The following is a 26,563-nucleotide window of genomic DNA, read 5'->3' on the forward strand; positions in this document are numbered from 1 at the left end:
TCAGCTGACCAATTAGCTGATCCAGTTCTCAGCAAGGCTTTGCAGGGCAATCGTGCTGCTGTCGCCGCTGTTCAGGTCTTTGCGTTGCAGCTGGCCGCTGCTGGCTTCCTCATCGCCAATCAGCACGGCCCAGCGGGCGCCGCTTTTGCCGGCGCGCTTGAGCTGCTTGCCGAAGCCAGCACCGCTGAGGTCCACGTCGACGGCTTGTCCGATTTGGCGCAGTTGGCGCGCCACAGGCACGGCGAGAGCTGCTGCTGCACTCCCTTGACTGATCACCACCACATCAGGCGGCTGGGATTGCTGTGATTTATCCGGGAGCAGCAACATCAGCCTTTCCAGACCCATGGCCCAGCCAACGCAGGCTGCGGCTGGACCTCCCAGCTGTTCAACCAACCCGTCGTAGCGACCGCCGCCACACACGGTGGCTTGTGCGCCGAGGGCGTCACTGGTGATCTCAAAAGCGGTGTGGCCGTAGTAATCCAATCCCCGCACCAGGCGTGGATTGCAGAGGTGCGGAATGTTCAGAGCGCTCAGCCCTGCTTTGACCTCCTCGTAGCGCTCGCGGCTGGCATCGCTGAGGCTTTGCTCCAGGTTGGGGGCGTCTTGCAAAAGCTGCTGGGTCTGAGGGTTTTTGGAATCGAGGATCCGCAGGGGATTGGTGGCCAGACGCTGCTGCGAGTCGGTGTCGAGTTGGTCTTGGCGTTCGGTAAGCCAAGCCACTAGGGCATCGCGGTAGGCCTGGCGGTCGTCGCGGCTGCCGAGGGAATTGAGTTCCAGCTGCAAGCCGGTGATGCCCAGGGCTTCCAGGAGATCCCAGGCAATGGCAATCGCTTCCACATCACTGCGGGGATCAGCAAAGCCTAGAAATTCAATGCCGATTTGGTGGAACTGCCGTTGGCGCCCACCTTGGGGCCGCTCATAACGGAACATTGGCCCGCCATACCAAAGCCGCTGTGCCCCCTGGCTCAGCAGGCCGTGTTGTATGGCTGCGCGCACCACGCTGGCGGTGCCTTCCGGCCGCAGGGTGCAGGAGCGATCGCCTCGATCGTTAAAGCTGTACATCTCCTTGCCCACCACATCGGTGGCTTCGCCAATGCCGCGGGCGAAGAGTTCGGTGGCTTCCAGCAGAGGCGTGCGGATTTCTCGGATGCAGGAGCGACGGAAGTGTTCCCGGGCGGTTTGCTCGAGCCACTGCCACCGGCTCGTTGCGGCTGGCAACAGATCCACCATGCCCCGCAAGCTCTGCAGCTGCTCCACCCGAGATTCGCCCTGCAATTGCAGTTCATCTTGCCCTGCTGAGCAGAATGCACGTCTTTGTTGGCGAACCAGCCGAATGGCACGACTGTTGCTGACCGGGGGAGCTGGTTTTATCGGCAGCCACACCGCTGTGGTGTTGCAACAGGCCGGCCATCAATTGGTGGTGCTTGACAGCTTTTCCAACAGCTCACCAGAAGCCTTGCGCAGGGTGGAGGCCCTTACTGGGCAATCCATCGATGTGGTGACAGGTGATTTGCGTGATCCCAATGCGGTGGAGCGCGCTTTGGCCCATGGCGTCGACGCGGTGGTGCATTTCGCTGGCCTGAAGGCCGTGGGTGAATCGGTTGAGAAGCCTCTGCTCTATTGGGATGTGAACCTCACAGGTTCCAGGGTGTTGCTGGAAGCCATGGCTGCTGCGGGTTGCCGCACGTTGGTGTTCAGCAGCAGTGCCACGGTCTATGGCATCCCCGATCATGTGCCGATCCCCGAGGCAGCGCCTGTGCAGCCCAACAACCCCTACGGCCGCACCAAAGCAGCCGTTGAGCAGATGCTTGCTGATGTGGCGGCCAGTGAGCCCGGCTGGCGGGTGGCTTCTCTGCGCTATTTCAATCCTGTTGGGGCCCATCCAAGTGGCCAGATCGGTGAAGACCCGCTGGGGATTCCCAACAACCTCTTTCCGTTTGTGAGCCAGGTGGCTGTAGGGCAACGGCCGCATCTGAAGGTGTTTGGCAGTGATTGGCCCACGCCCGATGGCACCGGTGTGCGCGATTACATCCACGTGATGGATTTGGCGGAAGGCCACCGGGCTGCGTTGGAGGTGTTGCTGGATTCAGCTGATCAGCAGCTGACCCTCAACCTCGGCAGCGGCCAGGGCCATTCAGTGTTGAAGGTGGTTCAGGCGTTTGAAAAGGCTTCAGGCCGTCCTGTTCCCTATGAGCTGGTGGCGCGCCGTCCTGGTGATGCCGCGAGCACCGTCGCTGATCCTGCTTTGGCTAAAGAGCTTTTGGGATGGAGCACCAGGCGAGGCCTTGAGGAATGCTGCCGTGATGGTTGGGCTTGGCAGCAGGCCAACCCCAGCGGTTACCGGTGAGCCATCTGCTGCTCGCTGGTGGTGGCCATAGCCATGCCCTGTTGCTGCGGCAATGGGCCATGCGGCCGTCGACGCGGCCAGCGGTGGAAGCCATCACCCTGGTGAGCGCTCTGCCCACCAGCCTCTATTCCGGCTTGATCCCTGCGTGCCTTAGCGGTGCTGTGGCGCCTGAGGCTTGTGCCCTTGATCTCTGGGGCCTTTGCCGGGCCGCGGCGGTCAACTTCGTGCAGGCCAGGGTCACTGGTTTGGACACCGCTAACAGGCAGCTCAGCCTCAAAGGCGATCGCCCGCCTCTGGCTTATGAGTGGCTCAGCCTCAATTTGGGTGCTGAAGTCAGGGCCCCCAAGCGTGCGGGGTGCTTACCGATCAAGCCGCTTGAGCCGGTGTTGGCTGTGCTGGCGGCCTTGCCACTGGGTGCTGCCGTCCGGGTGGTTGGCAGTGGTCCTGCGGCGGTGGAAGTCAGTTTGGCTCTCGCTGCTCGTGGCTTTGCCGTCAGTCTGTCGGGTGATCCAGAGCGCACTTTTTGGCAGGCCTTTCGTGGCGCGCTGAATGCGGCAGGAGTGGTTTTGGATCCTTCGCTCATGCGTGGTCATGTGGAACTGGAGCTCCATTGCACGGGCAGCTGGGGCCCGAGTTGGCTTGCTCAAAGCGGCCTGGCCCTAGACGGCCGCGGCCGCGTGCTCACAGGAGCCGATCTGCGTTCGGTGAATGACTCCGCCGTGTTCGCTTCCGGTGACTGCGGCGTGATTGATGGGCAACCGCGTCCCTCCAGTGGTGTTTGGGCGGTGCGAGCAGCCCCTGTTCTGGCAGCCAATCTGCAGCGCGTTGTTTCGCGTCGACCTCTACGGCGCTGGCGCCCGCAACCCCATGCCCTTCAATTGCTGGGCGACGGCCGCGGCCGCGCTTGGGCCCTATGGGCAGGCCGGCAGGTCGGCCCCAGCCGCCGGATCTGGCGCTGGAAACAACACCTCGATCAACGCTTTATGGCGATGCTGCTCCCGCCCCAGATGGGGAGTGATCAGCCCATGGCCTGCAGTGGCTGTGCTGCCAAGCTTCCTGATGGGCCACTGCGTGGCGCTTTGAAGCAGTTGGCAGGCGGCCAGCTGCTCCCTGCGGAGGATGCAGCGGCTACTGGCGATGACTGGCTGCAGAGCGTGGATGGTTTCCCTGCTCTGCTGGCCGACCCTTGGCTTAATGGACGCCTCACGGCTTTGCATGCCAGCTCAGATCTCTGGGCTTGCGGGGCGTCGCTGCGTCATGGTCAGGCGCTGGTCACCTTGCCCCGATGCTCTGAGGCAGTGCAGCAGGAACTGCTCACGCAGACCCTGGCGGGGGTGCAATCGGTGATGCCGCTGATTGGCGGGCACACCTTGCAGGCCCTGGAGGCCAGCGATCCCAGAAAGCCTTTGGCCAAACAGCTCAGCCTGGGCTTGGTCGTCAACGGTCAGCTGCCTGGCGGCCAAATGAGCTGGGGGAAGGGTCCGCTGAGGCCTGGTGATGCGTTGCTGTTGAGTCGGCCGATTGGCACAGGCGTGCTCTTTGCAGCAGCACAGGCTGGTTTGGCAGAGCCCCATTGGCTGACAGCTGCGCTGGAGGTGATGCAACAGAGCCAGGCGCCGCTGGTTGAGCTCCTGGCCGCCCATGGCTGCAGCGCTTGCACTGATGTGACAGGGTTTGGCCTATTGGGCCATCTCAACGAGATGCTCGATGCCTCAACGGGGGTGGATGTGCAGCTGCAGGCTGATCAGGTGCCGTCTTTGGCGGGATCCATGGAGCTCCTGGAGGCAGGAGTTGCCAGCACCTTGGCGCCCAGCAATGCTGTTGCGCTGGCGAGGTGGCCAGAGCTGTTGGGAACCCGTGCGCGGTTGTTGATTGATCCGCAGACCTGCGGGCCTTTGCTAGCTGCTGTTCCTGAGCAGCAGGCTGGCCCCTGCTTGGCAGCCATGCGATCAGCCGCGTTTGCTCAGGCAGCGCTGATTGGCACCGTCCAAAGCCAGGGGCCGCTTTGAAGGCGTTGTTCTGGCCATTACTAACGCTGCTGTGGCTCCTGAGCACGCTGTTGGATCGGCGCTGGCTGGCTTTGGATCAGCGCTTGCCCTCCTGGGATCAAGCCGACTATCTCAACAGCGCTTTAGACCACGGCCGCGCCTTGGGATTGCTGCCCGCTGGCAGCTGGCAAGGCTGGCCAGCGCTGCTGGACCATTCCCCCAAGATCCCGCCGCTGGCCTCCTTGGTGAACGGCACGGTGATGGCGGTTTCAGGCGATAGCCCTGATCAGGCGGCCTGGAGCTTGAGCCTTTGGTTTGGTCTTTTGCTGGTGGGCGTTGCGCTTTGGGGCCGGCAATGGCAAGGCCCTGGGCTTGGTCTGTTGGCGGCTTTTTTTTGTGTTGTGGCTCCGGGGCTGGCGGAATGGCGCGTCGACTACGTGCTGGAGATTCCCCTCTGTGCGGGGTGCATTTGGGCGCAGTGGTTGTTGGGGCGATGGCTGCGGCCAAACGGGGCCACCTGGATCACCGCTCTTTTGGCTGCGCTGGCGCTGGCTAGCGCGCTGTTGATCAAGCAAAGCGCCTTGTTGGTGCTGTTGGGTCCGGCGCTTTGGGCTGTGGTGGTGGGGCTGCAGGAGCGAAAGCGGCGCTGGCAGTTGGTGGCCTCATTCGGCTTTGTGCTGGCTTTGGTGGCTCCCTGGCTGGGCCACAACCTGATCACCGCCATAGGTGGCACCAACCGCGCCACCTTGGAGTCGGCGGCCCGCGAGGGGGATCCCAATGCCACGTCTCTGGCGGGCTGGCTGTGGTACCCCCAGCGGTTGCCTGGCCTGATCGGTCAGATCCCGTTGATCGGCGGTTTGGCAGGAGCCGTGGTGGCCTCCCGCAGGCCGAGTTGGCCGCGGGGCGATGGGGCCTGGCTTTGGTTCGTTCTCTTGAGCGGTTGGTTGCTGACCACCCTCAGCCCCAACAAAGATCCCCGTTATCTCGCTCCATTGCTGCCCTTGCTGGCCTTGTTGTTAGCCCGTAGTTGGTTGGTTCTGCTGGCTGTGATGCCAAAAAGCTGGGGCCAGCCCCTGCTGGGGGTTGGTTTATTAGTTGCCGCTTGGGGAACCGTTCAGACCCGTTTTCAGTCGATTCTCTGGGCGCCTGTTTTCCCGCAGCCGATCGAGCAGATTGTGGAGGCTGCTCAGGGTGCTGACCCTGCAACGCCGCGCACGCTGATCGTGGTGCCCAGTCGGCCCCAGCTCAATCAACACAGCATCAGTTTTTTGGGGCGCCGCGGGGGCGGCGGCTTGGTTGGCCGGCAGCTCGGTTCCAGCTCCGCTGACATCCAACCGGCGCTTGAGCAGGCGCAGCAAGTGCTCCTGGCGACAGGTGATCAGGGCTCAGTGCGCCGCAGCGCTGAGCAGTTCTCGCAGGCGATTCGCAGCAGTGGCTCCTTTGCACTGCAGCAGCAGTGGGAGCGGCCCGAGGGGGGCACCTATGAGCTGTGGGCGCGCCGGCCGGAGGCTTCCCAGCCGGTGCCTTTTGAGCAACGCTTCCCTCAGTTAGCGGCCGGTTTGGCCCTAGGCCCTGCCGGGCTTGATCCAGTGTTTGCAGCTGTGGGTGTTGAGCACCAGCTTGATGGTCATCGGCTCTATCAGCAGCGGGTGGAGCAACAGGCAACTGCTGCTCTTGCAGCTGATCCCAATGATCGTCAGGCGCTGTGGAGCCTGGCTCTTCTGAAGGTTCTGCAGAACAGGCCACTAGAGGCTGATCACTGGTTTGAGCGCTTACAGAAGCTGGAGCCCAAGAGCGCCTGGCCTGCGGCCTATCGGGCTGTGGTGCTCACCGCAGCTGGACGCCTCTGGCAGGCCAGTGCAGTTGCCGATCAGGCGCAGGGATTGAATCCAACGCCTGTGCTGGAGGGTTTGGGAGATCTCAGTGGAGTTCTGGGCGGTCAGCTGTGGCGTCTACCTGCTGCCAGTCGTTCGCTGCCAGCAGCAACACAGGCGGTTGAGCAGCAGCTCAAGACGCCGGAATCAGCGCGCTGAGCTTGTCGCGGAAATCGCCTTTGGGCATGCCGCCTTTGAGCTCGCCATGGATTACGAACTCCCCCTCGGGATTAGTCACGATCAGGTAGGTCGGCCAGCCCATGCCTTCTTTATTGGGGTACTGGGCCATCAACACCTTGCGGTATTTGCGGTACGTCTCGGTGTCCTGCAACATCACGCTGACAAAGCCAAGCCCCAGTTCTTCGGCCACCTTGCCGTCGTAATGGCTCATGCGGTGACAGGTGCCACAGTCTTCTGAGCTGAACTTGAGAACGGTGGGCACGGCGTCGCCTCTGGTGGTGGTCAGTGTTGCCTATCACAGCCAGAGCTCCCTGGCGAGCCTGGCCGCTGATCTCGGCCGTCATCAAGGCGGCCTAGCCCGTTGGATTGTGGTGGATCAGGCCCCGGGGTCCGCACCGTTGGATCCAGGGCCATTGCGCCGGCATTTGGGCTCGCTCCCTTTGCTGGTGCTGCAAGGAGAACAGGGTGGTGGCTTTGGGGCGGGTTGCAATCGCGCTCTCGACTATCTGCAGCAAACCGGATACACAGGCTGGGTTTGGCTGCTCAATCCCGATACGTCTTTGCCCCAGGGTGATGAAGCTCAGCAGTTGCTTGAGGCTCTGGTTGATCTGACAGATCAGGCTGTTGTGGGAACCGCTGTGCAGGACGCAACCGGCACCATCGAACCCAGTGCCGGCTGGCTTGATCAGGGGCTGAATTTCCGCCGACGCAAAGTCAGCTCAGCTGATTCTTTGCGCCGTGAGCCAGTTCGGCTGGATTGGCTCAGCGGTTGCAGTTTGCTGCTGCAACCTGCGGCTCATCAGCCGCCCGCGCGTTTCGATTCCCGTTTCCCCCTGTATTACGAAGACATGGACCTCTGTCTGCGCTTGGCGCAGCAAGGGGCACCTGTGCTCTGGTTGCCGCAGGTGGTCGTCAGCCATCAGAAGGGGGAGGGCAGTGTCACCCCATCGAGTCGCCGAATTGAGCTCTCCACAATTAGTTATTTGCGCTTCTTGCGCCGCCATTGCCCGCCTTGGGTGAGGCAGCTGCGGCAACTGCGCTTGTTGCTGTCGGCGTTGCTTCGGCCGCGGCGGGCCGGCGCCATCTGGCGCGGCTTTAAGCGTGCTGGTTGATGGCTTGGCCTCGAAGTTCCTTAAGCCGGCTCCCTAGCTTGGGGCCTGCTGATAGCCCCTGATTCATGAGCTCCTTGGCGCTGAGTGGTGACTCGATTAAGCGCCAGCACATGAGCCAGCGCAGCAGGGGCCGTCGAAATTGCAGATGTCTGCTTGGGCCTAATGGCATCAAGACCATTAATGGCTCTGTTTTAGCCCCGCGCTCTTCCAGCGCAAAAGTCCAATCGCTGGCTTTCCAAGCGTCTGTGTTCTGAGGGCTCAGGCCTTCAAGCCACCTTTGCAGCTCCAGGCCGCGGCTCAGCAGCTGCTGTTGGCGGTGGGCCAGTTGCAGGCGCTTGGCGATAGCCACCAAATTATATTGATGGGGCACGAGCCAGAGCAGCCCCACAAGCCTCAGCTCTTCAGCGCTCCAGTTCGGATCAATGGCATGGCCCCATTGGCCAAGCCGTTGCAGCCAAGCCGAGCTTCTTGGTGGTAATGCCTTCCAGCCGCGCTGAATGAGCTCCAAACCTCTCCAGCTCTCCAGAAGTTCAACGGCTGAACGCCAGCAAGATTCTGAGAGGAGCAGCTCCAGTTCCATCCGCGAGCGGGAGGCCAGTGCTGGTGCGTCGTTAGTCCAGGGCCAGGCGGCCAGGGTGCTGTCCACCTGTGCCGTGGTTTCTGCCGCCAGTTCCAGCCCAAGCCTCGTTCCGTAGCGCACTCCCCGCAGCAACCGGCTGGGGTCGTCTTCAAGGCTGAGGGGATGCAGCAGCTTGAGCTGCCCTGCTTTCAAATCCGCTTCGCCAGCAAAGGGATCAAGCAACGGGTTCGAGCTCAATGGCAGTCGCTCGGCAATCGCATTGATGCTGAAGTCACGCCGCTTGAGGTCGTTCAGTAGATCCGCAGGCTTCACCTCAGGGTGAGCGCCAGGAAAGGCATAACGCTCCGATCTGGCTGAACTGAGGTCACAAAGCAATGGGCCTTCTGGGGTCTGCAAGTGGAGCTGTGCTGTTCCAAAGGCCTCAAAGCTTTGGCTTTGTTTCAGCTGAAATCCTCTTGGTAATTCGTGGTTTTCGATGAGTTCCAGCAGCTGGATGGCTGGCCAGCTCCAGCTGCCATCCCCTTCCACCACAAGATCTAAATCTTTGTCGGGGGTGCTTTTGCCCAGGAGTCGGTCGCGCACAGCACCCCCCACCACGCTGAGATGCAGACCATGGGCCATGGCAATGGTTGCCAGCCAGTCCATCCATTGCTCGGCAGCGGTGCTGGGGTGCACTACGGTTTGCCCGGCTTTCGCACGGCTGTGACATCACCTGCCCAGGGTGACGACTGGTTCAGCAAGTTCAAGCGTTGGCGCCTGGCCAAGGCGGTGCGATTGATCAAGGAACTGGAGATCTACCGAAATTTTGCTCCTGCTGATCGGATCAGGCAGTGGTTGATCGGCATTCAGCCGGGGATTGCCCCTTTGCGGCGCCGGCTGAGCCAATCCAAGGACTTTGTGCTGTTGATGCCTCCGGGTTGGCAGCTCACCGCTGCACAACGCAAGCGTCTGCAGCGGTTGCTTGCTCGCCGGCAAGCCCGCACGTGCGCCCAGGTAGTGAGTTGTGATGACTGGCTTCCGCTCGCCTCCGGCAAGCGGCTTTGGCGCCAGAAAGGTCAGCTCGACCCTCTCTTGGATCGCGTGACCGGTGAAGCGGAGGGTCCTTTGTGGATTCAACGCAACTTGCTGCAGGAACTGGGTGAGCCGCCCGAGCAGTTACAAGCTCGGCCTGCTTGGCGTGATCACCTTTTTGAGACCGTTGGAGCTGAAGCCTGGGCCCATGTGGCCTTGCCACTTGCGATCAGTCCACCTGTTGAGTTGCCTCCAGCCCAGGCCGCTCAGCCCAAGGGGAGCCCTTTGGTGAGCGTGTTGATTCCATCCGGCGGGTTTCACAAGCCCATGCATGGCCGCTCAACGATGTTGCTGCGCCATTCCCTCACCTGCCTGCTGCAGCGCAGTGACTATCGCGAACTCGAGATTGTTCTGATTGATGGCGGCGAGCTCAACGCAGCCGAGCTTGAGGAGTTTGAGAATTCGATTGGCTATGGCTTGGGCCCTGGTCGCTGGCGCCATGCGCGCAGTGACTTGCCTTACAGCTACAGCCAGCGCATCAACCAGGCGGCTGCTGCAGCTCGCGGCGAGTTTTTATTGCAACTCAACGACGACACAGAATTGCTGGAGCCAGGGGCTATCGGTTCCATGCTGGCCCATGCCCAGGAGACCAACATCGGTGTTGTAGGGGCGTTATTGCTCTACCCAGGTGGGCGCGTTCAACACGCTGGCGTTGCGGTCGATAATCTCGCCCCGCGTCACGCCTGGGTTGGTTGCTGGCCCAAGCGATTGCCGCCTGGCTTGCTTGCTGCTGCGCGTCAATTTCAGGCGGTCACCGCAGCTGTGAGTCTGTGCAGCGCTGAGTTATGGCAACAGCTGGGTGGTCTTCGCGATGACTTACCCATCAATTACGGCGATGTGGATTTCTGCTTGCGGGCGCGGCAGCGCGGCCATGCTGTGGTGCTGGATCCAGCCAGCCGCTGGACGCACTTCGAATCAGCCAGCCGGAGCACCGCTGGGATTCCGCCTGAATTGACGCGCTTTCGCGAGTTGTGGAGTGAAGAACTGGGTGGGCGCTGGTGCATTGACCCTTATGTGTCGCGTTGGCGCGAGCTGATGCTGCCGAAACGCTGATGGCTGCAAGGTTTTGGCTGTATTCCCACAACTTCACCCATAGCGGTGCTCCGTTAGTGCTGGCTGCCATTGCGCGCGAGCTGGCAGTTGCCGGTCTGCGTAAGCAGCTGCGAATCGTGAGCTGGGGCGGCTTGCATGATCAACGCCATTCCACGCTCCAGCATCAGTTGGCTGATGAGGGCATTCATTGCCAAGTTCTGAATCCAGATCAGTCCCCGCCCAAGATCAAGCCAGGGGACCGGCTGTTGCTCAATACGGTTGCCCTGCCCGATGCGGTCATGCGGCAAGCCTTGGTTTGGCTCTCTGCTGGCAAGTTGCAGCGACTGGATTGGTATGCCCATGAGAGTGATCCAAAGATTTGGCTCCAAAGCAATGACACACGCCGCTTGATTGTTGAGGCGCTGAGCTCAGGGCGACTGCAGATGCGTGTGCCGTCTTTCAGAGTGATGTTGGCGTATCAGAAATGGTTGGAGTTTGAGGGTGCTGAGCTTGATGTTCTGTGCCCTGCGATAAGCCCAACCTCCATGATTGAGGCTCGTCAGCCTATAGGTAAGGGCCATTTTAACAACTTGCGTTTGTTGTTGGTGGGTGCGGTTGGCTCTGGAAATAAGGGTCACCTATGGCTATTGCGACTTTTGGAGTCTGCGCTCAAAGAAATACCCAATGATGCAGTGGAGATGAGGGCAATTCGGCTTCAATTTGCAGGGCTTGAGACTGCAAACTACGCAGCTTTAACACGAGTTGTTATCAGGCAAGCTGAGGAGCTGCTTGGTGATCAATTTGCCTGGCATCCTGCATCCTCCAAAGAGCAAATCTTTCAAGATATGCAGCGATCAAATCTATTGGTCAATTGTTCTCTGAAGGAGGCTTTCTCGTGTGTTTGCTCTGAAGCAATGGCCTTGGGTTTGCCACTGATCAGGATTCAAAATGGTGGTTTTGAAGAGCAGTTGATGCCAGAGGAGACAGGTTTTGATTTGGGTTGCCCTTCACCTGAAATTAGTCCAGAACAGGTTCAGCTCATCAACCGCTTGAGGGATCCTCTGGCTTGTCCAGAATCCAAGCTTTTCAAGATGGCAACTGCTGCGAGAGCGCGGGGGCGACAGTTCGCTGCGATCAGCTACCAAGACTGGCTGTTGTGAATAGCCCTGCTTAGAGCCCCAGGCTCACCCTGAAGAACCAACGAGTTTTATCGGGTTCAAAGCGAAAGTCTTCCGTGCCGCCGCCAAAGTCCTGAGCGAGCGTCACACCCCAGGTTGCTCGGAGAGGAAGACGCTCAAAGGGCGCAACTGAAGCACCTGTGACAAAAGCAAAGTTATTGAATTCACTAAAGATGCTGAGTTTGGGCGATAAAACTATGGAGCCTGAGGCAATTGGACCCCAACAAAGAGGGTAAAAAACAGGATTCCCTTCTTGAGCAATTCCAGCATCAACAATGTTGCTGCAGCCAAATTGCAAGTAGGGGTTACGCCCAAGATAACCAGTGCCGATTCCGGCAGTTGCTGTTAGTAGTGGAAAGTTGCCCGCTTCTCGTCCCAGCCACCATCCTTTTGATGCCACCAAATAGATATCTCGACCGGTGTCGGTCATGTTGTCAAAGTGAACCAGCTGCTCTGCACCGATGGCGATGCCAATGGTTTCGCTTAAGGAATAGTCAAACCGGAATCCTGCCGAGATACCTTCGCCAATGCGCGTAACTCCCCCTGCAAACTCGTTTCCTTGATACAAGCTGCGGATACCCAGATTTGCGCCAAAGCTCCAATGTTCGCCGTGAAAGGGTTGCAGATAAAACTGGCCAACAGCATCGCCTCCATTCCAAGCCAAAAACTCGTCTTCTGCTGCACGGCGACTCCAGCCCCGTACGGAGCTGTCGAGGATGTAATCCGGTGTCCAGCGGAAGCCTGGAGGCACCAAAAAACCAATATCTGGTCCCACGCGTCCGTCGCTGAAGGCAATGGAGCGGTTCATGCTCTCCAGTGCTGGCGCCGGTGGCTTGGGTACTCGGGTGGGGACTGTGGTTGTCAGGTTGTAGTCCTCTGGTGTGACGGGCTCCCAAACCACGGCTCCCTGGGTGGTTGTGTGTTCAGGAATGTGCTCCCAGCGCACGGTGCCATCTCCAGCTGGTGGGTCCGAGTCCTTGCTGGCAAAAGGATCAATCCAGTTGGCGTTTGACGAATCACCGCTTTCTGCATTCTCCACACCAAGAGGAGTCCACAGCACCTCAGCACAAGCCGCTCCCCCGCTTAACAGCCCGACTGCTGCTATCCAACCGACAGGTTTCAACTGACTACCTGACTCTTATCGAGTAGAACCCAACCCGTCACAGGCTTGCCCTGCAGAGCAAGTCGCATTTTTAGATGTTCTAGCTGCAGGCGATTGGCTCCCCCAGGAGAGGCCAGGAGAAGCTGGTGGCTGCAGTCCCGGCTTTGCAAGAGATCAGTCGTGATCTTGAGTTCGCGATTGCCAATAGCCTGTTGCAAGGTGCGGCCAAACTGATCGAGTTGGCCGTTGGGAACAGTGCCAACGGGAATGAGGGCGATTGCTCCATCGCCGGGATTTGCGAGCGTGCCTGCTGCAAGCAGTTCGATCGGCTCAACCCAGCTGGAGGGATCCGCCACATTCAGCTGCTTGAGCAATGGGCATGGCAGCGCTTTTTTTAGCTCGCCTTTGGAGAACACCAAACCGCGGCGCCTATCCACCACCAAAGCGGCCCCGGCGCCAAGTACGAGACCACCGAGCACCCCAAGCGCGACAATCTTCTTTTTGTTGGGCGCCACCGGGTTATCCAACAAAGTCGGAGTCGAAATCAGCTCCCAGGGTTCGGTTTGGCGTGCTTTTTCTAGCTGCATTACTTGGAGTTGTCCTTCTAGTCCAGCCAAGGTCTTTTCATCACGCAGCGCTTTGGACATGAGCTCACGGTGTTTGAGGACCACATCTCGTGGTCGCGTTACAGAGGTCAGTTGAGCCTGAGCTGTATTGAGTTGTCCCTCAAGTAGGCCAATAGTCTGTTGGTTGATGTAGGCCGTTCTGGAACTAATCCGACGCTTTAACGCCTGAATGCTTTGGTCGTTGGGTTTTAGAAGAGCTAATTTTTCTTCAAGTTGCGACTGCAGTTGTTGAAGCTCGCCATAAAGCTCAATGTTGGCTTCAAATTGTGGCGCTACATAAACTGTATTTTCACCAGCTGCCCTTGCGGCTGCAAGCTGTTGCATCAAAGAATTGACCTTACTTTGAGCTGCACTGCGGCTGCTATCAATAGAACTTGGCCCCAATGTGGCTCCACCTGTGAGGGAATTTCCCTGTGCCATTTGTGACGACATCAGGCCGGTGGCAGATAAAGAGCCTGACCCCTCAAGCGGCAGACCATTGTCTAGTGCAAAAGCTTGCGCAGAACGCATGGATTTTGCAGACTCTTTTCTTAACTCTGAGATTTGTTTTTCTAAATAGCTAACGCTTTGGCTAATACCCCTTGTGCGGTCTCTGCCTGAATAATCCTGATAAGTTTTCGAGATTAAACGAATAACAGGGAGAATCAACTTCTTGTCGGTGTCTTGGTAGGAAATATTGAGAACAGATGTGCCCCTCTGTAGGTCAACTTTGACATTACCAACCCAGTCAGACAGACGGAAACCCTCAACATCAATACCTTGTTGTTGTTTTTGTTTCTTCACGAATTGGTAAACAGGCATCAGGACCGATGGACTTGTAAGGATTTTTACCTCTGTCTTAAGTGAGCTACGGCTTGTGCCTGTATTTCCTGTGAATTGGGAGAACAGTGAATTTGCCTGGAGTGCCTTGAAGAGGCCCCTTTGGCCGGAATCTTTGTCCTCTAAAACAATTTGAAATTGTCCTTCCCAGACTGGTTTCTGGCTCAGTGCGTTAAACCCACTGAGCAACACCATCGTTGCAGTGACTCCCGCAATAAGCTTGCTGTGGCGCCCAAGTGTGCGAGCAACTTCACGTAGATCAATCTCGTCATTATTAATACTTTGTGCAGGTTGTTGGAGCTTCTCGAGTGCAGGTGCTGGGATGCTGTTGGTCACTGGTTAATACCTCCTAAAAGTCCGTAGATTGAATAAAGGCCAAGAGCAGGCTCTGTGATTTCACCAATCACTTCTGTGGCTGCACTCAGTGGTGACTCTCGAGCCCGAATAACATCCCCCGCCATCAAGACTGGATTCTTGTAGTCGTCAGAGGGCGCGTTTCGATTATATCGAAACACGCGCCTGTCAACAGCTCCTTCTCGGTTAAAGCGTATAAATTCTATTGACCCATGCAAAATTTTCAGACCACCAGCCATGTCAATAGCTTGGATCAAGGTGCTGCCTTGAGGTAGTACTTTTCCCCCAGGCACTTTGACACGGCCACTGACAAAAACTTCTAAGAATTGTGGGCTAAGGTTTGTTTGGCCTGCCTCAAGAAGCTGCTCTCTCAGCACTTCGTCACTCCTGCTGATCTTGATGACATCACCATCAAGTAGGCGGATGTTTTGTGATTCATTTCCATCTGTAATTAGAGAGATAAAGTTGAGTTTGGTGCGGATGCGGCCCCCTCCGCTACTAATGGGTTGTGTGCGTGTAACTTCCACTTTCCCTAAATCCGAGTAAGGAGTGATTCCCTGGGCTGCCCTGATTGCATCGAAGACCGTTGGAAATTCGATGGCAATAGCTTCAGGATTCCCCCCAATACTTTTCCGGGCTGCGCGAATCGCAGAGCTTTCTTTTTGCTGCAGAGTGGTTTGCGTATCGAAGTTATTAGTAATTAATGAAGATGTTTGTGCCAGTTCTTCCTGAATTTGCTGGCTGCCGCTAAGTGTGTAATACCCAGGTCGGCGTACTTCTCCTCTGACGTAGATGCGAACTGGTCTGTATCCGACCGGCCTCACATACACGTCCGGTTGCAGCACAAAGGCGCTGAACTGTTGATTCAGGAAACTGCGGAGTTCCTCAATTGTGAGTCCCTCCACATAAAGAGCCCTGAGCCTTGGCAGATATATTGTGCCGTCGGGGCCGATGGTGAAGCGCCCGCTCAGTTCAGGCAGATCTAGCAGTTCGATTTGCAGGCTGTCGCCAGGACCAAGTATGTATGCGTCGTAGTTGACGCGTGCTCGCTGTTCGGCTGTTGGGGCTGCCAGCTTCATACCGTCCATCTGCTCTGAGAGGGGCTGAGCAAGAGCAGCTGTCGGAACTGCTGTAGCTAAGGCCAGAAGAGAAGATCGCCAAAAGCTTCGCGCCACGTATCCAAAATTGGAATGGTAAGACAGTATTTCTATTTCGGTAAATTTTTTTCAGCAGTGTCCAGGCTTCAGACTGACCGCCATGGTTCTGCTCGATCTGCTGCTGCCCGTGGCGGCAATGTTGTTTTTATTGCCGTTGAATCCACTCCTCAGCAGCCCCCCAGTAGTTGCATGGGTTATGGCGCAACTTTTTTTTGCGCCTGCTGAGCGGCGTTGGGCTGCTTGGCCGTTGCTTTTTGTGCTTTTGCTGTTCAGCCGTAGTTGGTGGTTGAACCAGATGCCCCATCCAGTCGCTGTACAGGATGGTGTGTTGCTTGTGGGAGCATTGCTGGCCGCGGCGTGTGTGTCCCCGCAGCGTTGGCAGGTTTTGCTGCGACTGCCTCTGTTGGTGCTGCCAGTGCTGTTGTTGCAAATGGGTACCAAGCCTTGGACTCCCAATCCGTTTGCAGGGGCTAATCAGGGGGGCTATCTGCTGGGGTTGATTTGGCTTCTGGCAATCGCCTGGTTCTGCCAGGCCAAGCAGCCTCAGTGGCAACGGCTTTTGGCAGGCGTGGCAACGACTCTGGCTGCAGTGATGGTCTGGCAGACAGGATCTCGCGCCGCATTTGTTGCAGCTGTTGTTTCAGCAGCACTGTTATGGATTCAGCAGGGCGTTGGCTTTGGCCAGATTTGTAAGCGCAGTTTATTGGTGCTTGCATTTGGTGTGGCTGCTGGAGGGGCGAAGCAGTTGCTTCGCCCCTCCAGCACAGGCATCCCAGGAATCGACCTCAGCTCCGATTCAGGTCGCCTGGCGATTGCTGAGTGCTATGGAGCGATTCCATTCAGCGGTAACAACCGGTTTCTCTACGGGATCGGTTTCGATCGTTCTGGTGAGTTTTGCTCTGATCCGATCCATGGGGGAGTGGCTGATCATGCCCACAACATCTATCTACAGATTTTTGCGAGCACAGGGGTATTAGGGGTGCTGGGGCTTGTCCTTCTGCTGGTTTTGCTGGTGCTGGCATGGCGCTCAGCTGCTGCTGAGATCGACTTATTCCCGCGAACGGCCGGGCAGTTGGTGCTGCTCTACACATTTATTCAGGGTTTCCTCGATCTTTCCCTTTTGCATTGGCCCGTGACGGTAGTGCTCTCAGGTGTTCTTTTGGGCATCCCATTGAGCTGGCACAGTGTCTATGCGGAGCGAGGCAAAATGAGTTTAGTCTCGAGATCGGAAAATTGAGACTCTTGTTGAGGCTTGTTTGGTTTGTCTATTGTCAAATTTTTCCGTTTGAATCTCCACAGGTTATTACCATTAGGAGCTATCGGTTTGTCTAATTCAGCCCCATCTATAATGCTCGTTGATCAACAGGATATACATAGTGCCACCTTAAGTAAGCTGCGCATTTTATTTTTTTCATTCCACTATCCGCCCGATCAGAGTGCCGGATCTTATCGCGCCAAAGAACTTGCTGAGGCCTTGCAAACGATTTCTAAGGATACAGAGATCAGAATTTTCTGCAGCCAACCTAGAAGATATGGCGTCAAGTTTAATATCCAGCAAAAAAATGATTTTTCCGCGGATAAAAATTTGAAAGTGGTCAGATTCTGGGCGCCATATTTTGGTAGAGGCCCGTTAGCTTCTGTAGCTTCATATGCTTTTTATTTTGCACAGGCAATCCCTGCTTCCATTCTTTATCGGCCTCAGATAGTTATTGGGACAAGTGCAAAACTTTTAACCTCATTAGTAGCTGCCATCGCTTCTAAAGCAAATGGTGCTAAATTATTTTTAGATATTCGAGATACATTTGCCGATAACTTCTTTTACTTTTATAGGTGGAACAAAAGGATACTTGCCCAAAGCCTGATACTTGGCATTGAAAATGTAGTGCTTAGGTGCGCGACTGCGATTAACATGGTCTCATTAGGCTTTAAGGAAGCTTTTTATGGTTGGGATAGATTGCTTTATAAATATGGGATTGAAGTGACTAATTTTCCAAATGGAATAACTCAGTCCTCTCGGGCAATCATATCCAGTGCAAGTCGATGCCGTCAAAAAAATGATAAAGCTAGCTCCTTGAATGATTTTTTTAAAGTTGCTTATTGCGGAAATTTGGGGGAAGGTCAAGACCTTTTTACGCTGTTTAAAAATCTGACGTGCGACCCTGAATCTGTTTCCAGGCTAATTTCTGAAAGAATATGCATTAATATATATGGTTCAGGATCTCAGCTTGAAAATTTAAGAGAATTGACTATTAGTTCTTCTATCTCGGGGTTGCTAGAAGTAAAAGGCATAATTCCTCGTGATGAAATGCCCATCGTGTACGGCGAATCAGATTGCTTGATGTTGCAACTTGGTGAATTTTCTTCGCTATCCATGGTTATACCTACAAAAGTATTTGAATATTGTGCGACAAATAAGCCAATTATTTATGGTGCCTCTGGTTTTACCGAAAAGTTCATTTCAAATATAAGTGGTGCGATCCCATTTTCTCAGAATAATCCTGCTTCTTTTGTGGATTCCTTAATCCGATCCAAATCTGCAGTTGTAGACGTTGTTGAGCGAGATAATTTTCTAGATAGTTTCAATTCTAGCTTGATTCTTAAAAAATATTCTCGTTCCATCATGACTGCCGCAGGCTTCAGTCACCGAATTAAGCCAACAACTATTCCTGGCTCCTTCTCAAGCATCGAATCTGGTTCTCAATGCAAGATTAATAAAACTGTTGCATGACATTGCGTGCCCCTTGGTTGCGGGAGCGACTTCTGTTGCTGTCGCTGGCCTTATGGGACCTGGTTGTGGTGTGTGCCATGTACGGCTTTATCTATCGCTTTCGGCTTGGGCAAGCCCCTGGCGTCACCCTGGCTCTAACAATCTTGGTGCTGTTCTGGCTTGGTGGTTCCTATCTGTTGGGGCGCTACACCCAGCGGCGGCGAGGCTGGGCGAGTTGGCAGCCCACTGCTCAGCTGGCTCTGCTGGTTTTGGCCATTTTTGTGGCGCAGGCTTGGTTGGTTGGCATTGCTGACTCAGGCACTCGTCTGCGCAGTTTTTTATTGCCTTTGCTTTGCGGGATTGCGGCTGGATCAGGGCTAGGCCATCAAGTCTTGGCCGCGTTTCGCCCCGAGTGGGAAGCTGTTGTGTTGCTGTGTACAACAGCTGAACGCCCCATCTTGAAGGCAGAATTAGCCACGCTACCTGCCAAAATACATCAGCAAATCACCTTTGTGGATGAAGACGAGGATCCGGGGGTGCTCACCCAATTTTCTCGGCGCAGCTTGATCGTTGCGATCAGTGATCAAGCACGGATTCCGGATGCTCATTTGGAACGCTTCATCACACTCAGGCCACTCGGAGTTCGAGTTGGTTCACTCGTGGACTGGGCTGAGCGCAGTCTGCAGCGCGTTCCACCCGAGTTGTTGAGTGAACGCTGGCTTCTGGCCGCCGACGGTTTCAGCTTGCAACCGGGCCGTTGGAGCTGGCGCGTTAAGCGATTTTTTGATGTTCTCGGCGCGATCAGTTTGCTGTTGATCACCAGCCCACTGGTGCTGATTGCTGGATTAGCGATTTGGCTGGAAGATCGTGGTCCCATCTTGTACAGCCAGATCCGTAGTGGTTTGTATGGTGATCCGGTGCGGATTTGGAAATTGCGCAGCATGCGCGTTGATGCTGAAGTCAACGGCATGCAGTGGGCTCAAATACAAGATCCACGCATCACCCGTTGTGGTGGATGGTTGCGGCGGCTGAGGATCGATGAGTTGCCCCAGCTTTGGGCTGTGTTGCGCGGTGATCTCAGTTTGATTGGCCCTCGCCCCGAGCGGCCCGAGCTTGAGCTGGAGTTGGAGCAGTCCATTCCTCACTACCGCGTGCGCCATTGGATTCGCCCGGGGCTGAGCGGTTGGGCGCAGGTCAACTATCCCTATGGCAACAGCGTGGCCGATAGCCGCATCAAGCTCAGCTACGACCTCTACTACCTCCGTAATGCCGGGATTTTGCTGGATTTGTTGATATTGGTGAAAACCATTCGCTTAGTGCTGCGCGCGCAGGGTGCTCAGCCGCAGCAATGAGCCAGCCCATGCGTTTGGCTGTGTTGATCACGCATCCAATTCAGTATTTCCGGCCGGTCTTTGCGGAATTAGCTCAGCAGCCCGGCTTGGAGCTGCGGGTGTTTTTTGGTTGTGACCATGGCCGGCGCACCAGCCTGGATCCTGACTTTGGTGTCAGCTTCGCCTGGGATGTTCCAGCCCATCAAGGCTTCCCCCATGCCTTCATCAGCCATGCTCCCTTGGAGCAGTTGAGTCGGCTGCAGCATGCGATTCCTTTGGCCTGGAAAGCGGCCCGCGCCATCAGCGCCTGGCAGCCCGATCATGTGCTGATCTTTGCCTACACCCCAATCTTCATCAGTGTGTCCACCCTGCTGCTGAGGATCCGGGGCCAATTGCTGTTGTTGCGGGCTGATGGCACCGATCGCGCCTTCCCGCGCACTTGGCTGAAGAGCTCAATCAAAGACCTCGTACTGCGTCTTTGGTATCGCCAGTTTTGCCATGTGTTCCCCATTGGCGCTGATTCCGACCGCCATTTCGAGCGATTGGGCGTTGCTCCTTCGCGGCGGCATCCGGTTCCCTACGCGGTGGATGTTGATTTTTTTGCCCAGCAGCGACAGCACTGGTCACCCCAGCGTTTGAGCTTGCGCCGCGAATTTGGTATTGGCACTGCTGACTTGGTGTTGTTGTGGAGCGCCAAGATGACGCCGGTCAAGGCTCCGTTTCTGCTGGTTGAGGCCTTGGCAGCCTTGCCAGCAGCTATTCGCCGACGCTTCTGGTTTGTCGCCATGGGGGATGGCCCTTTGCGCCAACCGTTTGAGGCTCAACTAAAAGGTTTGTTGCTAGGCCGCTGCCATTTCCTTGGCTTCTGCAATCAATCCGAGATTGGCCGTGGTTATGTGATGGCGGATGTCTTGGTGTTTCCTTCCATCCAAGGCGAAACGTGGGGTTTGGTGGTCAATGAAGCCCTGCAATTTGGGTTGGCTGTGATGGCAAGTGATCATCCAGGTTGTGTGGCTGATCTGTTGGCTTCAGAGAGAGCCATTCCTTCGGGTTCTGCTGTGTTCCCTAGTGGCGATTCCGACGCTTTTGCCAATGCTCTGCTGGCGTTTGCAGAGGCTCACCCGGAGGGTTTCAGCCCTCTGCCGAAAACTGATCTCCCCCATCCGCGCGATCTGGCCAGCACCATTCAGCACTGGGCTAGCCATTCGGCCAGCACCACATAACGCCAGTAGGGCGTAAAGCGGCCACTGAGGCGTAAGAGGATCCAACTCCCCCAGAAGCTGCGGCGAGACAGCTGCAAGGGTTGCTTCTGCAAAAGACTCCAGATCCGCTTGGGATTGAAACGTGGGTGCTGCAGTAGCCACGGCGCCAATGCCAAATTGAAGCCCCGTTTGGGTGCGTTCAGCACCGCATCCGGTAGTTGGTTTGTTGCCAATCTGCGCAGCAAGGTTTTTGGACCTTCAGCCCGGTGCAGTTCTGCAGGAATGCTGAGCGCTAAATCAACCAGTTCGGAATCTAGGAACGGCACCCGCAGTTCCAGCCCTTGGGCCATGGTCACCGCATCGCTGTCGCGCAGCAGGGTGTCGTGGAGATACCCGCGCAGTTCGAGTTCGCTGCATTGTGAGAGGCTCAGATCACTGGTTAAACCGCTGCTCCGGGTTTGTTCCAAGGCGTGGCGGCTTTGCGAGCTGACGCCATGCAGCTTCAGGCGGCGCGCTTGCAACTGGCCTTCGAGCGGCCCCGGATGCATGTGGCTGTAGCCGCCGAATAGCTCATCGGCTCCAAGGCCGGAAAAGGTCACCACCATCCCCTGATCACGCGCCGATTGCGTCACCAGATGGCTGTTGAAGCCATCAATGCTCGGTTGATCGATGGCTTCTAAAAAATCGTCGAAGCTCTCTTCCAGTTGCTTTGGCCCAATGCTTAGGCGTTGATGGGTGAGCCCTAATGCTTGGGCTGTTTCGGCGGCAAGATCAGTTTCATCAACCGCTCCGGGTAAACCTTCAAATCCCACCGAGGCCGAGTGGATGGCACCTTGCTGTTGGCGGCGTAATTCAGCGGCCAGCAAGCCTGAATCAAGTCCTCCACTAAGAAAAAGGCCAACGGGGCGATCACCAATGCTTTGGCGTTGCACTGCTTCTTGCAGCGCGAGCCGGGTTTGCTCTGTGGCCCTGGAGAGGTTGAGATCGCTTCGTTGCGCTGGTGGTTGCTGAGGGCTGAAGCGTTGCAGTCGCCAGGATCCCCCCAATTGGCAGCTGGCCCAGTGCCCAGCTGGGAATACCTGCACGCCATCAACGATGGTGTTGGGTGCAGCTACAGAACCCCAGAGCAGGTAGCTCTCGATGGCTTTGGGGTTGAGGGCCTCTTTGCTGCAACAACCACTAGCCATCAAGGCGCTGAGTTCTGAAGCAAAGGCCAGCCCTTGGGGTTCTCGTTTCCAAAGCAACGGTTTCACGCCGAAGCGATCGCGTGCCAGGGTTAAACGCTTATCGTGCGGTTCCCAGCAGGCCACGGCAAAGATCCCTTCCAGCCTGTGCCAGAGATCTTGCTTCCAATGGCGGAAGCCATGGAGCAGAACTTCGGTATCGCTCCCTGAGTAGAAGTTGTAGCCAGCGGCTTCCAGTTCGCGGCGGAGCTTGTGTTGGTTGTAGATCTCGCCGTTGAACACCAACACCGGGCCTTGATCGATGGCTTGCATCGGCTGATGCCCCAAGGGCGAAAGGTCCTGAATGGCCAAGCGGGTGTGCAGCAGCTTGAGGCCGCAGGGGTCATGAAATTCGCCCTGATCGTCAGGGCCCCGGCTTTTCAGCGCTTCGAGGGCTGCGGTTGTATCGAGTTGCTGGGACGCTCCCCAGGCTCCAAACAGGCCGCACATCGTTTAAACCCCGATGGCCTGGCAAAGAGTTTGCTCAAAACGCTCCCGTCCGAAATGTTCCAGCGCCCTTGTCCGTGCCAACTGTCCGCGCCACTTGATATCCGCAGAGTTCTCCAGCAGGTTGCTCAACAAGGATCTGAGTGCGGAGATCTCGTAGGGGATAAGCCAGCCGCATTCGCCATCGATGATGAAATCGGTTTGCCCGCCTTGATCACAGGCAATCGAGGCGCGACCCGCCAAGGCGGCTTCTAAATAAACGATGCCAAAGCCTTCGCCAGTGGCATCACCAGTGGGTTGGATTCCAAAGCGGCTTGGCATCACAAAGATGCTGCAGTTTGCAAAGGCTTCCCGGAGCTCTTGATCGTTCAGGTGGCCGCTGAATTGCACCTGGCTTGTTAAGCCAAGCCTTTCGACCTGGGCTTCGAGTTGCGGTCGCTGGTCGCCATCGCCAACGACTTGCCAATGAATGGCAGCGGGCAGTTGGGCGAGAGCCTGCAAGATGAGGTCATGGCCCTTGTAGTTCTCCTGGCTGCAGAGCCGCGCCACCGTTAAAAGCCGAAGCTGTTCGGGAATGGGAGTTGGTTGTTGTGCCGGATCAATCAGATCTGCCATGGGGTGCACCACAGCCGCTCTTTGTGGGGGGAAGCTCAGCTGATTCAAGGTGAACTGACTGCTGGCAATGAGTTGCTGACAGCGTTGAAGATCTCCAGCGTGCTTGCGGCCGGCTGCGCCCCAGACCTCGAGACCGTGCAGCCAGCAGCTCAGCTGTTGAGGCTTGAGCCAGAGAGTGGGTTTGAGCAGCAACACATGCATGCTCAGCACCTGTTGGGCGCTTGGCAGCCACCACACCAGTTGCAACACAAACGCGCAGCGACCCAACCAGCGTCCCAAAGCTCCGGGCCCCAGCCTGCGCGTGCTGATCACTTGGACGCGATGGCCTTGTTGCTTCAATGAGTCGCGAACCTGCAGGCTGAGCCGCTCAATACCGCCTCGGCGACGAAGATCAAAGCAAAGCAGCAGGATCATCAGAGGCTGAGTAGTAGCTCGTTGTAGTGCCTGAGCGAGCGCTCAAATCCGAAGTGCTCTCCATACACCCGCTTGGCACGCTCCCCCATGGCTGCCACCTCCTCTGGGTGCTTGCTGAGGTATTGCAGCTGCTGTGCCAAGAGCTCGCTGCCACCGGGTGCAACCACGATGCCGATTTTCTCGCGCTGCACAAGTTCTGCTAGATCGCAGTTGGGGCCAGCAATCAACACCAATCCACGGCCACTGGCCAAGATGCCGTAGAGCTTGCAGGGAGCCAGGGTGTGTTCCGCACCTGGTATGAGGCTGATGCAGGCCAGATCACAGGCAGCCAAAGTTTCCGGCAGACCTGGCCGAGGCTGATATGGCAATAGCAGCACATTGCTGAGGTTTGATTGCTGAATCTCTTGCTGCTTGGCGCCACCGCCAATAAAGACGAACTGGATGGTTGAGTTGTTGTGAAGCTCAGCTGCAGCACCAATCAGCGTTTTGATGTCATGGAGACGACCAAAATTGCCTGAGTACTGCACTGTGAAGCGGCTTTGAAAGCTGTACTTGATTGCAAACGGATTCGTCGCACGTGGCGATGTTGAGCCCTGTTCAATGGCCCAGTTGTGGATCACTTTCAGGGGCAACCGATGGGAACTGTCCTGTTGCAACTGTTTGGCCATCGCTTGATTGAGCACCACGGTGGCTGCTGAATGGCGGCAGACACCTTGCATCAAAGCAGTCCAGATCTGAGTGCTGAATCCTTGGGCTGGGAGAACCCCGCTCAGGACAGCTGAGCAAGGGAAAAGGTCCTGAAACAGGAAGAGGTATCGCAGCCCCCGAAAAATCTTCAGGAGCGGCCCAATCAAACCAATGAAAGGCGGATTGGAAACGATGAACACCAGGTCATTTCGATGGGCTCTGAAGCTGCACCACAGGAAGCAGGAACAGAGAAATAGCAAGCCAGCCAAAGTTTTTCCCGTCACGCTCTTGGTGGCATAGGCTGCTTTCTGCTGCTGTCCAAGGCGGACTACGCGGAGGCGGTTGGATTTATGGTCAATTGGAAGAGCCGATGTAGCTGTCAGCACAGTGATGTTCCAGCCAAGTTCTGCAAGGCCGAGGCTGAGATCGTGCATGAGTTGAGCCGTTGCACCACTGTTGGGTTGGTAGTGCTCACTGACTAAGACCAATCGCCTTGATGTCATAACGCCAAACCTCGTTTCTGGCGTTTCTTTTCAATCACTTTGACCATTGTGATGAGGTCATATCCGGCAATTAACACTGCAAACAGCAGTCCCTGCCAGCCCTCTAGAAATCCTCCTTGCAAGATATATTTCTGAGTGAATCGAAAGATGGGTCTTAAGGGCCACGCCTTGGCCATCACAAGGCGCAATTGTTTCCAGCGTTGAGTACTTAAGGCTTGAACCCCCCCTCCGGTTAGTACAGCTTCGATTCGGTCGGCTTCCCAATCGGCGTAGCGCCTGTGGCGTTCGAGCCAATCATCAATGCCCTTGCTGAAGGCGTAATGCTCATAAGGTTCTGTAATGCGGCCGATGCTGCCATCCGCAGAAAAACTCTCCCAGACACCGCCTTCAAAGTGCAAGATGCCTTTTTTCAATAATCGTGGATGCCAGTTGGGATACCCCTGGGTGTACTTCAGCCAACGCCCTAAAAACCAATAGCGAGGGGTCAGTTCGTAGCCATCCGCAGCTGCTGGGTGTTGGATGGCTTGTTGAATGCCTTGTTGGCACCGGCTGGTGATCTCTTCATCAGCATCGAGGAATAGCACCCACTTGCTTTGCAACTGTCCATGAGTCAGAGCCCAGTTCCGCTGCTCCGTGATTAAAAATCGTCCCCGTTGACGGTGCTCAATGACGCGTGCACCGCACCTCACGGCAATCTCTTGGCTGCCATCAGTGCTCCCTGAATCAAGCACTAACACCTCATTGCACCAGGCCAACGAGTCAAGGGCACGAGGAAGGTTCTCAGCTTCATTAAGGCAGAGAACAACACCGGCAATTGTTGGTGATGATGCTTGTTTCACCGTTGGCGGGATTCCAGTATCTGGTGGTAGATAGCCACGGCTTGTTTAGCCACGGTCTCCGAGCTGTAGCGCTGAGCTGCCCACTGAGCACAATTTTTACCTGCCCGTTGAGGATTTTTGAGCCAGTTGGCCAACCAATCGGCCCAAGCTCCTGCTTGACGAGGCAAGACGGCCCCAAAGTTGGCAGGGGCTCCATTGAGGAGATCACCTCCAACCCCAGTTTTGTCGCTGACAGCAACGGCGCAGCCGCATCCCAAGGCTTCAATGACCACATTGCCAAAGTTTTCATGACGACTTGGCAGTAAGAGAAGATCAGCGGCGTTGTAGACAGCATTTAGGTCAGGTGCTGGGATGCTCTCCAGTTGAATCAGCCGATCTTGAAGGCCTTGGTCTTTAAGAAAATTTATGAACTTCTTGCCAGTACCATCGTCGTCACTGCCAACCATCAATAGCTTCCAGTCATATTGGTTGAGCTGCTGTAGTGCGGGGATCAGCAGATCTAAACCTTTTTTATGATGCTGTCGTCCGCAAATTAAAAGCAAGGGAATATCTGGATCGATTCTGTTATTGTCTCGCCAATGCAAGCCTAAACTTGAATCAAAATTTAGGTGTTCTAGATCAATAGGGTTAGGCAGCTGGAAGCAGGGTGCCTTGAGCCTAAGGCCTTCAAGCTCTTTTTCTTCTTGGAAGCTAGTAACATGAAGGCCCGCGGCTTGCTGCAACCAATATCTCTCTTTGTAGAAGTAATATGGAATTTTTTTCCACCAGCTTCGTTGCCATGAATAGGGGCTTAGTGCCCCTCTGAGGCTATTAAGGACTGGTATTTCAAGTTGATGAGCTGCTTTTTGCAATGGAATGCCAAACGGTTGCCAGATCGCACTCAGATGGAATATATCTGCACCAGTTAAGATTTCTGGTAGTGCTGCCTCCAAGGCAGAAGAATAAATAAACTTTTTATAAGTGTCTTTGGGAAAGTAGATAACTTCAACTCCATTACGCATTACTGATTTCTCAATTGAATTCTCGGGAAGGTTTATCCCTGTATTGGTAGTAATTACTCGGATCTCATGGCCAGCCCTTCCTAGGGCTTCGCAAAGGCGGCTTACGCTAAGAACTGGCCCTCCATATTGCCATGCTGGTGCGTATACAGGGACAGCGTGAATAATGCGCATTGT

General features: G+C 56.1%; 21 protein-coding genes. 10 read left to right on the plus strand and 11 right to left on the minus strand.

All coding sequences use genetic code 11. From position 1 onward, the window contains the following. Positions 1 to 12: 12 nt before the first annotated feature. Entirely contained in the window at positions 13 to 1,257 is a 1,245-nt protein-coding gene (gene hisS, locus SynMINOS11_RS00810; protein WP_186550607.1) for a histidine--tRNA ligase, read from the minus strand. A gap of 76 nt (positions 1,258 to 1,333) precedes the next feature. Between hisS and galE the strand changes: the two genes are divergently transcribed. Genes galE through SynMINOS11_RS00825 form a run of 3 tightly spaced genes read left to right on the plus strand, consistent with a single transcriptional unit; the run spans position 1,334 to position 6,368 of the window. Continuing rightward, entirely contained in the window at positions 1,334 to 2,347 is a 1,014-nt protein-coding gene (gene galE, locus SynMINOS11_RS00815; protein ID WP_186549180.1) for a UDP-glucose 4-epimerase GalE, read from the plus strand. Next, on the plus strand, positions 2,344 to 4,356 hold the full coding sequence (gene selD, locus SynMINOS11_RS00820) for a selenide, water dikinase SelD (RefSeq protein WP_186549182.1): 2,013 nt from the start codon (positions 2,344 to 2,346) through the stop codon (positions 4,354 to 4,356). The genes galE and selD overlap by 4 nt, the downstream gene beginning before the upstream one ends. Beyond that, positions 4,353 to 6,368, plus strand: a complete 2,016-nt coding sequence (locus SynMINOS11_RS00825) for a glycosyltransferase family 39 protein (protein WP_186549184.1) — start codon at positions 4,353 to 4,355, stop codon at positions 6,366 to 6,368. The genes selD and SynMINOS11_RS00825 overlap by 4 nt, the downstream gene beginning before the upstream one ends. Here SynMINOS11_RS00825 and SynMINOS11_RS00830 read toward each other — a convergent pair. Then, entirely contained in the window at positions 6,343 to 6,600 is a 258-nt protein-coding gene (locus SynMINOS11_RS00830; RefSeq protein WP_050815428.1) for a hypothetical protein, read from the minus strand. The genes SynMINOS11_RS00825 and SynMINOS11_RS00830 overlap by 26 nt on opposite strands. Positions 6,601 to 6,643: 43 nt before the next feature. On the opposite strand from SynMINOS11_RS00830, the gene SynMINOS11_RS00835 reads away from it, so the two are divergent. Next, positions 6,644 to 7,501, plus strand: a complete 858-nt coding sequence (locus SynMINOS11_RS00835; RefSeq protein WP_255445433.1) for a glycosyltransferase family 2 protein — start codon at positions 6,644 to 6,646, stop codon at positions 7,499 to 7,501. Here the strand turns inward: SynMINOS11_RS00835 and SynMINOS11_RS00840 are convergent. Continuing rightward, positions 7,485 to 8,726 carry a CCA tRNA nucleotidyltransferase gene (locus SynMINOS11_RS00840; protein ID WP_186549188.1) on the minus strand — a complete coding sequence of 414 codons (1,242 nt, stop codon included), beginning with the start codon at positions 8,724 to 8,726 and terminating at the stop codon, positions 7,485 to 7,487. The genes SynMINOS11_RS00835 and SynMINOS11_RS00840 overlap by 17 nt on opposite strands. Between SynMINOS11_RS00840 and SynMINOS11_RS00845 the strand changes: the two genes are divergently transcribed. Both SynMINOS11_RS00845 and SynMINOS11_RS00850 read left to right on the plus strand, forming a co-directional pair. Next, the gene (locus tag SynMINOS11_RS00845) at positions 8,685 to 10,205 is read left to right on the plus strand and encodes a glycosyltransferase family 2 protein (protein ID WP_186549190.1); all 1,521 of its coding nucleotides are present in this window, start codon (positions 8,685 to 8,687) and stop codon (positions 10,203 to 10,205) included. The genes SynMINOS11_RS00840 and SynMINOS11_RS00845 overlap by 42 nt on opposite strands. Next, complete coding sequence (locus SynMINOS11_RS00850; RefSeq protein WP_186549192.1) at positions 10,205 to 11,344, plus strand: glycosyltransferase; 1,140 nt, start codon at positions 10,205 to 10,207, stop codon at positions 11,342 to 11,344. The genes SynMINOS11_RS00845 and SynMINOS11_RS00850 overlap by 1 nt, the downstream gene beginning before the upstream one ends. Before the next feature lie 10 nt (positions 11,345 to 11,354). Here SynMINOS11_RS00850 and SynMINOS11_RS00855 read toward each other — a convergent pair whose 3' ends face one another. From SynMINOS11_RS00855 to SynMINOS11_RS00865, 3 genes are read right to left on the minus strand one after another with little or no spacing between them, the layout of a single operon-like run. After that, positions 11,355 to 12,422 carry a hypothetical protein gene (locus tag SynMINOS11_RS00855; RefSeq protein ID WP_186549194.1) on the minus strand — a complete coding sequence of 356 codons (1,068 nt, stop codon included), beginning with the start codon at positions 12,420 to 12,422 and terminating at the stop codon, positions 11,355 to 11,357. A 59-nt stretch (positions 12,423 to 12,481) separates the two neighbouring features. Beyond that, positions 12,482 to 14,245, minus strand: a complete 1,764-nt coding sequence (locus tag SynMINOS11_RS00860) for a GumC family protein (protein ID WP_186549196.1) — start codon at positions 14,243 to 14,245, stop codon at positions 12,482 to 12,484. Beyond that, positions 14,242 to 15,351 carry a polysaccharide biosynthesis/export family protein gene (locus tag SynMINOS11_RS00865; RefSeq protein WP_255445434.1) on the minus strand — a complete coding sequence of 370 codons (1,110 nt, stop codon included), beginning with the start codon at positions 15,349 to 15,351 and terminating at the stop codon, positions 14,242 to 14,244. Before SynMINOS11_RS00865 ends, SynMINOS11_RS00860 begins: the two co-directional genes overlap by 4 nt. Before the next feature lie 169 nt (positions 15,352 to 15,520). On the opposite strand from SynMINOS11_RS00865, the gene SynMINOS11_RS00870 reads away from it, so the two are divergent. The 4 genes from SynMINOS11_RS00870 to SynMINOS11_RS00885 all read left to right on the plus strand — a co-directional run bounded on the left by SynMINOS11_RS00870 (position 15,521) and on the right by SynMINOS11_RS00885 (position 20,681). After that, a complete protein-coding gene (locus SynMINOS11_RS00870) occupies positions 15,521 to 16,657 on the plus strand; it encodes a hypothetical protein (protein WP_186549200.1) in 1,137 nt (378 codons plus the stop codon). Positions 16,658 to 16,768: 111 nt separating this feature from the next. After that, positions 16,769 to 18,148, plus strand: coding sequence for a hypothetical protein (locus SynMINOS11_RS00875; RefSeq protein ID WP_186549202.1), 1,380 nt, complete (start codon positions 16,769 to 16,771; stop codon positions 18,146 to 18,148). Beyond that, positions 18,145 to 19,479: a sugar transferase gene (locus tag SynMINOS11_RS00880; RefSeq protein WP_186549204.1), complete on the plus strand. Its 1,335-nt coding sequence runs from the start codon at positions 18,145 to 18,147 to the stop codon at positions 19,477 to 19,479. The genes SynMINOS11_RS00875 and SynMINOS11_RS00880 overlap by 4 nt, the downstream gene beginning before the upstream one ends. Continuing rightward, complete coding sequence (locus tag SynMINOS11_RS00885; protein WP_186549206.1) at positions 19,476 to 20,681, plus strand: glycosyltransferase family 4 protein; 1,206 nt, start codon at positions 19,476 to 19,478, stop codon at positions 20,679 to 20,681. Before SynMINOS11_RS00880 ends, SynMINOS11_RS00885 begins: the two co-directional genes overlap by 4 nt. Here SynMINOS11_RS00885 and asnB read toward each other — a convergent pair. From asnB to SynMINOS11_RS00910, 5 genes are read right to left on the minus strand one after another with little or no spacing between them, the layout of a single operon-like run. Next, a complete protein-coding gene (asnB, locus tag SynMINOS11_RS00890; protein WP_186549207.1) occupies positions 20,645 to 22,333 on the minus strand; it encodes an asparagine synthase (glutamine-hydrolyzing) in 1,689 nt (562 codons plus the stop codon). The two genes, SynMINOS11_RS00885 and asnB, sit on opposite strands and share 37 nt — an antisense overlap. Positions 22,334 to 22,336: 3 nt before the next feature. Beyond that, the gene (locus SynMINOS11_RS00895) at positions 22,337 to 23,359 is read right to left on the minus strand and encodes a glycosyltransferase family 4 protein (RefSeq protein ID WP_186549209.1); all 1,023 of its coding nucleotides are present in this window, start codon (positions 23,357 to 23,359) and stop codon (positions 22,337 to 22,339) included. Further along, positions 23,359 to 24,549: a glycosyltransferase family 4 protein gene (locus tag SynMINOS11_RS00900; RefSeq protein WP_186549211.1), complete on the minus strand. Its 1,191-nt coding sequence runs from the start codon at positions 24,547 to 24,549 to the stop codon at positions 23,359 to 23,361. The genes SynMINOS11_RS00895 and SynMINOS11_RS00900 overlap by 1 nt, the downstream gene beginning before the upstream one ends. Further along, entirely contained in the window at positions 24,546 to 25,388 is an 843-nt protein-coding gene (locus SynMINOS11_RS00905; protein WP_255445435.1) for a glycosyltransferase family 2 protein, read from the minus strand. The genes SynMINOS11_RS00900 and SynMINOS11_RS00905 overlap by 4 nt, the downstream gene beginning before the upstream one ends. After that, entirely contained in the window at positions 25,385 to 26,560 is a 1,176-nt protein-coding gene (locus SynMINOS11_RS00910; RefSeq protein WP_186549213.1) for a glycosyltransferase, read from the minus strand. Before SynMINOS11_RS00910 ends, SynMINOS11_RS00905 begins: the two co-directional genes overlap by 4 nt. Positions 26,561 to 26,563: the final 3 nt, after the last annotated feature.

It is taken from the genome of Synechococcus sp. Minos11, assembly GCF_014279855.1.
GTDB lineage: Bacteria > Cyanobacteriota > Cyanobacteriia > PCC-6307 > Cyanobiaceae > RCC307.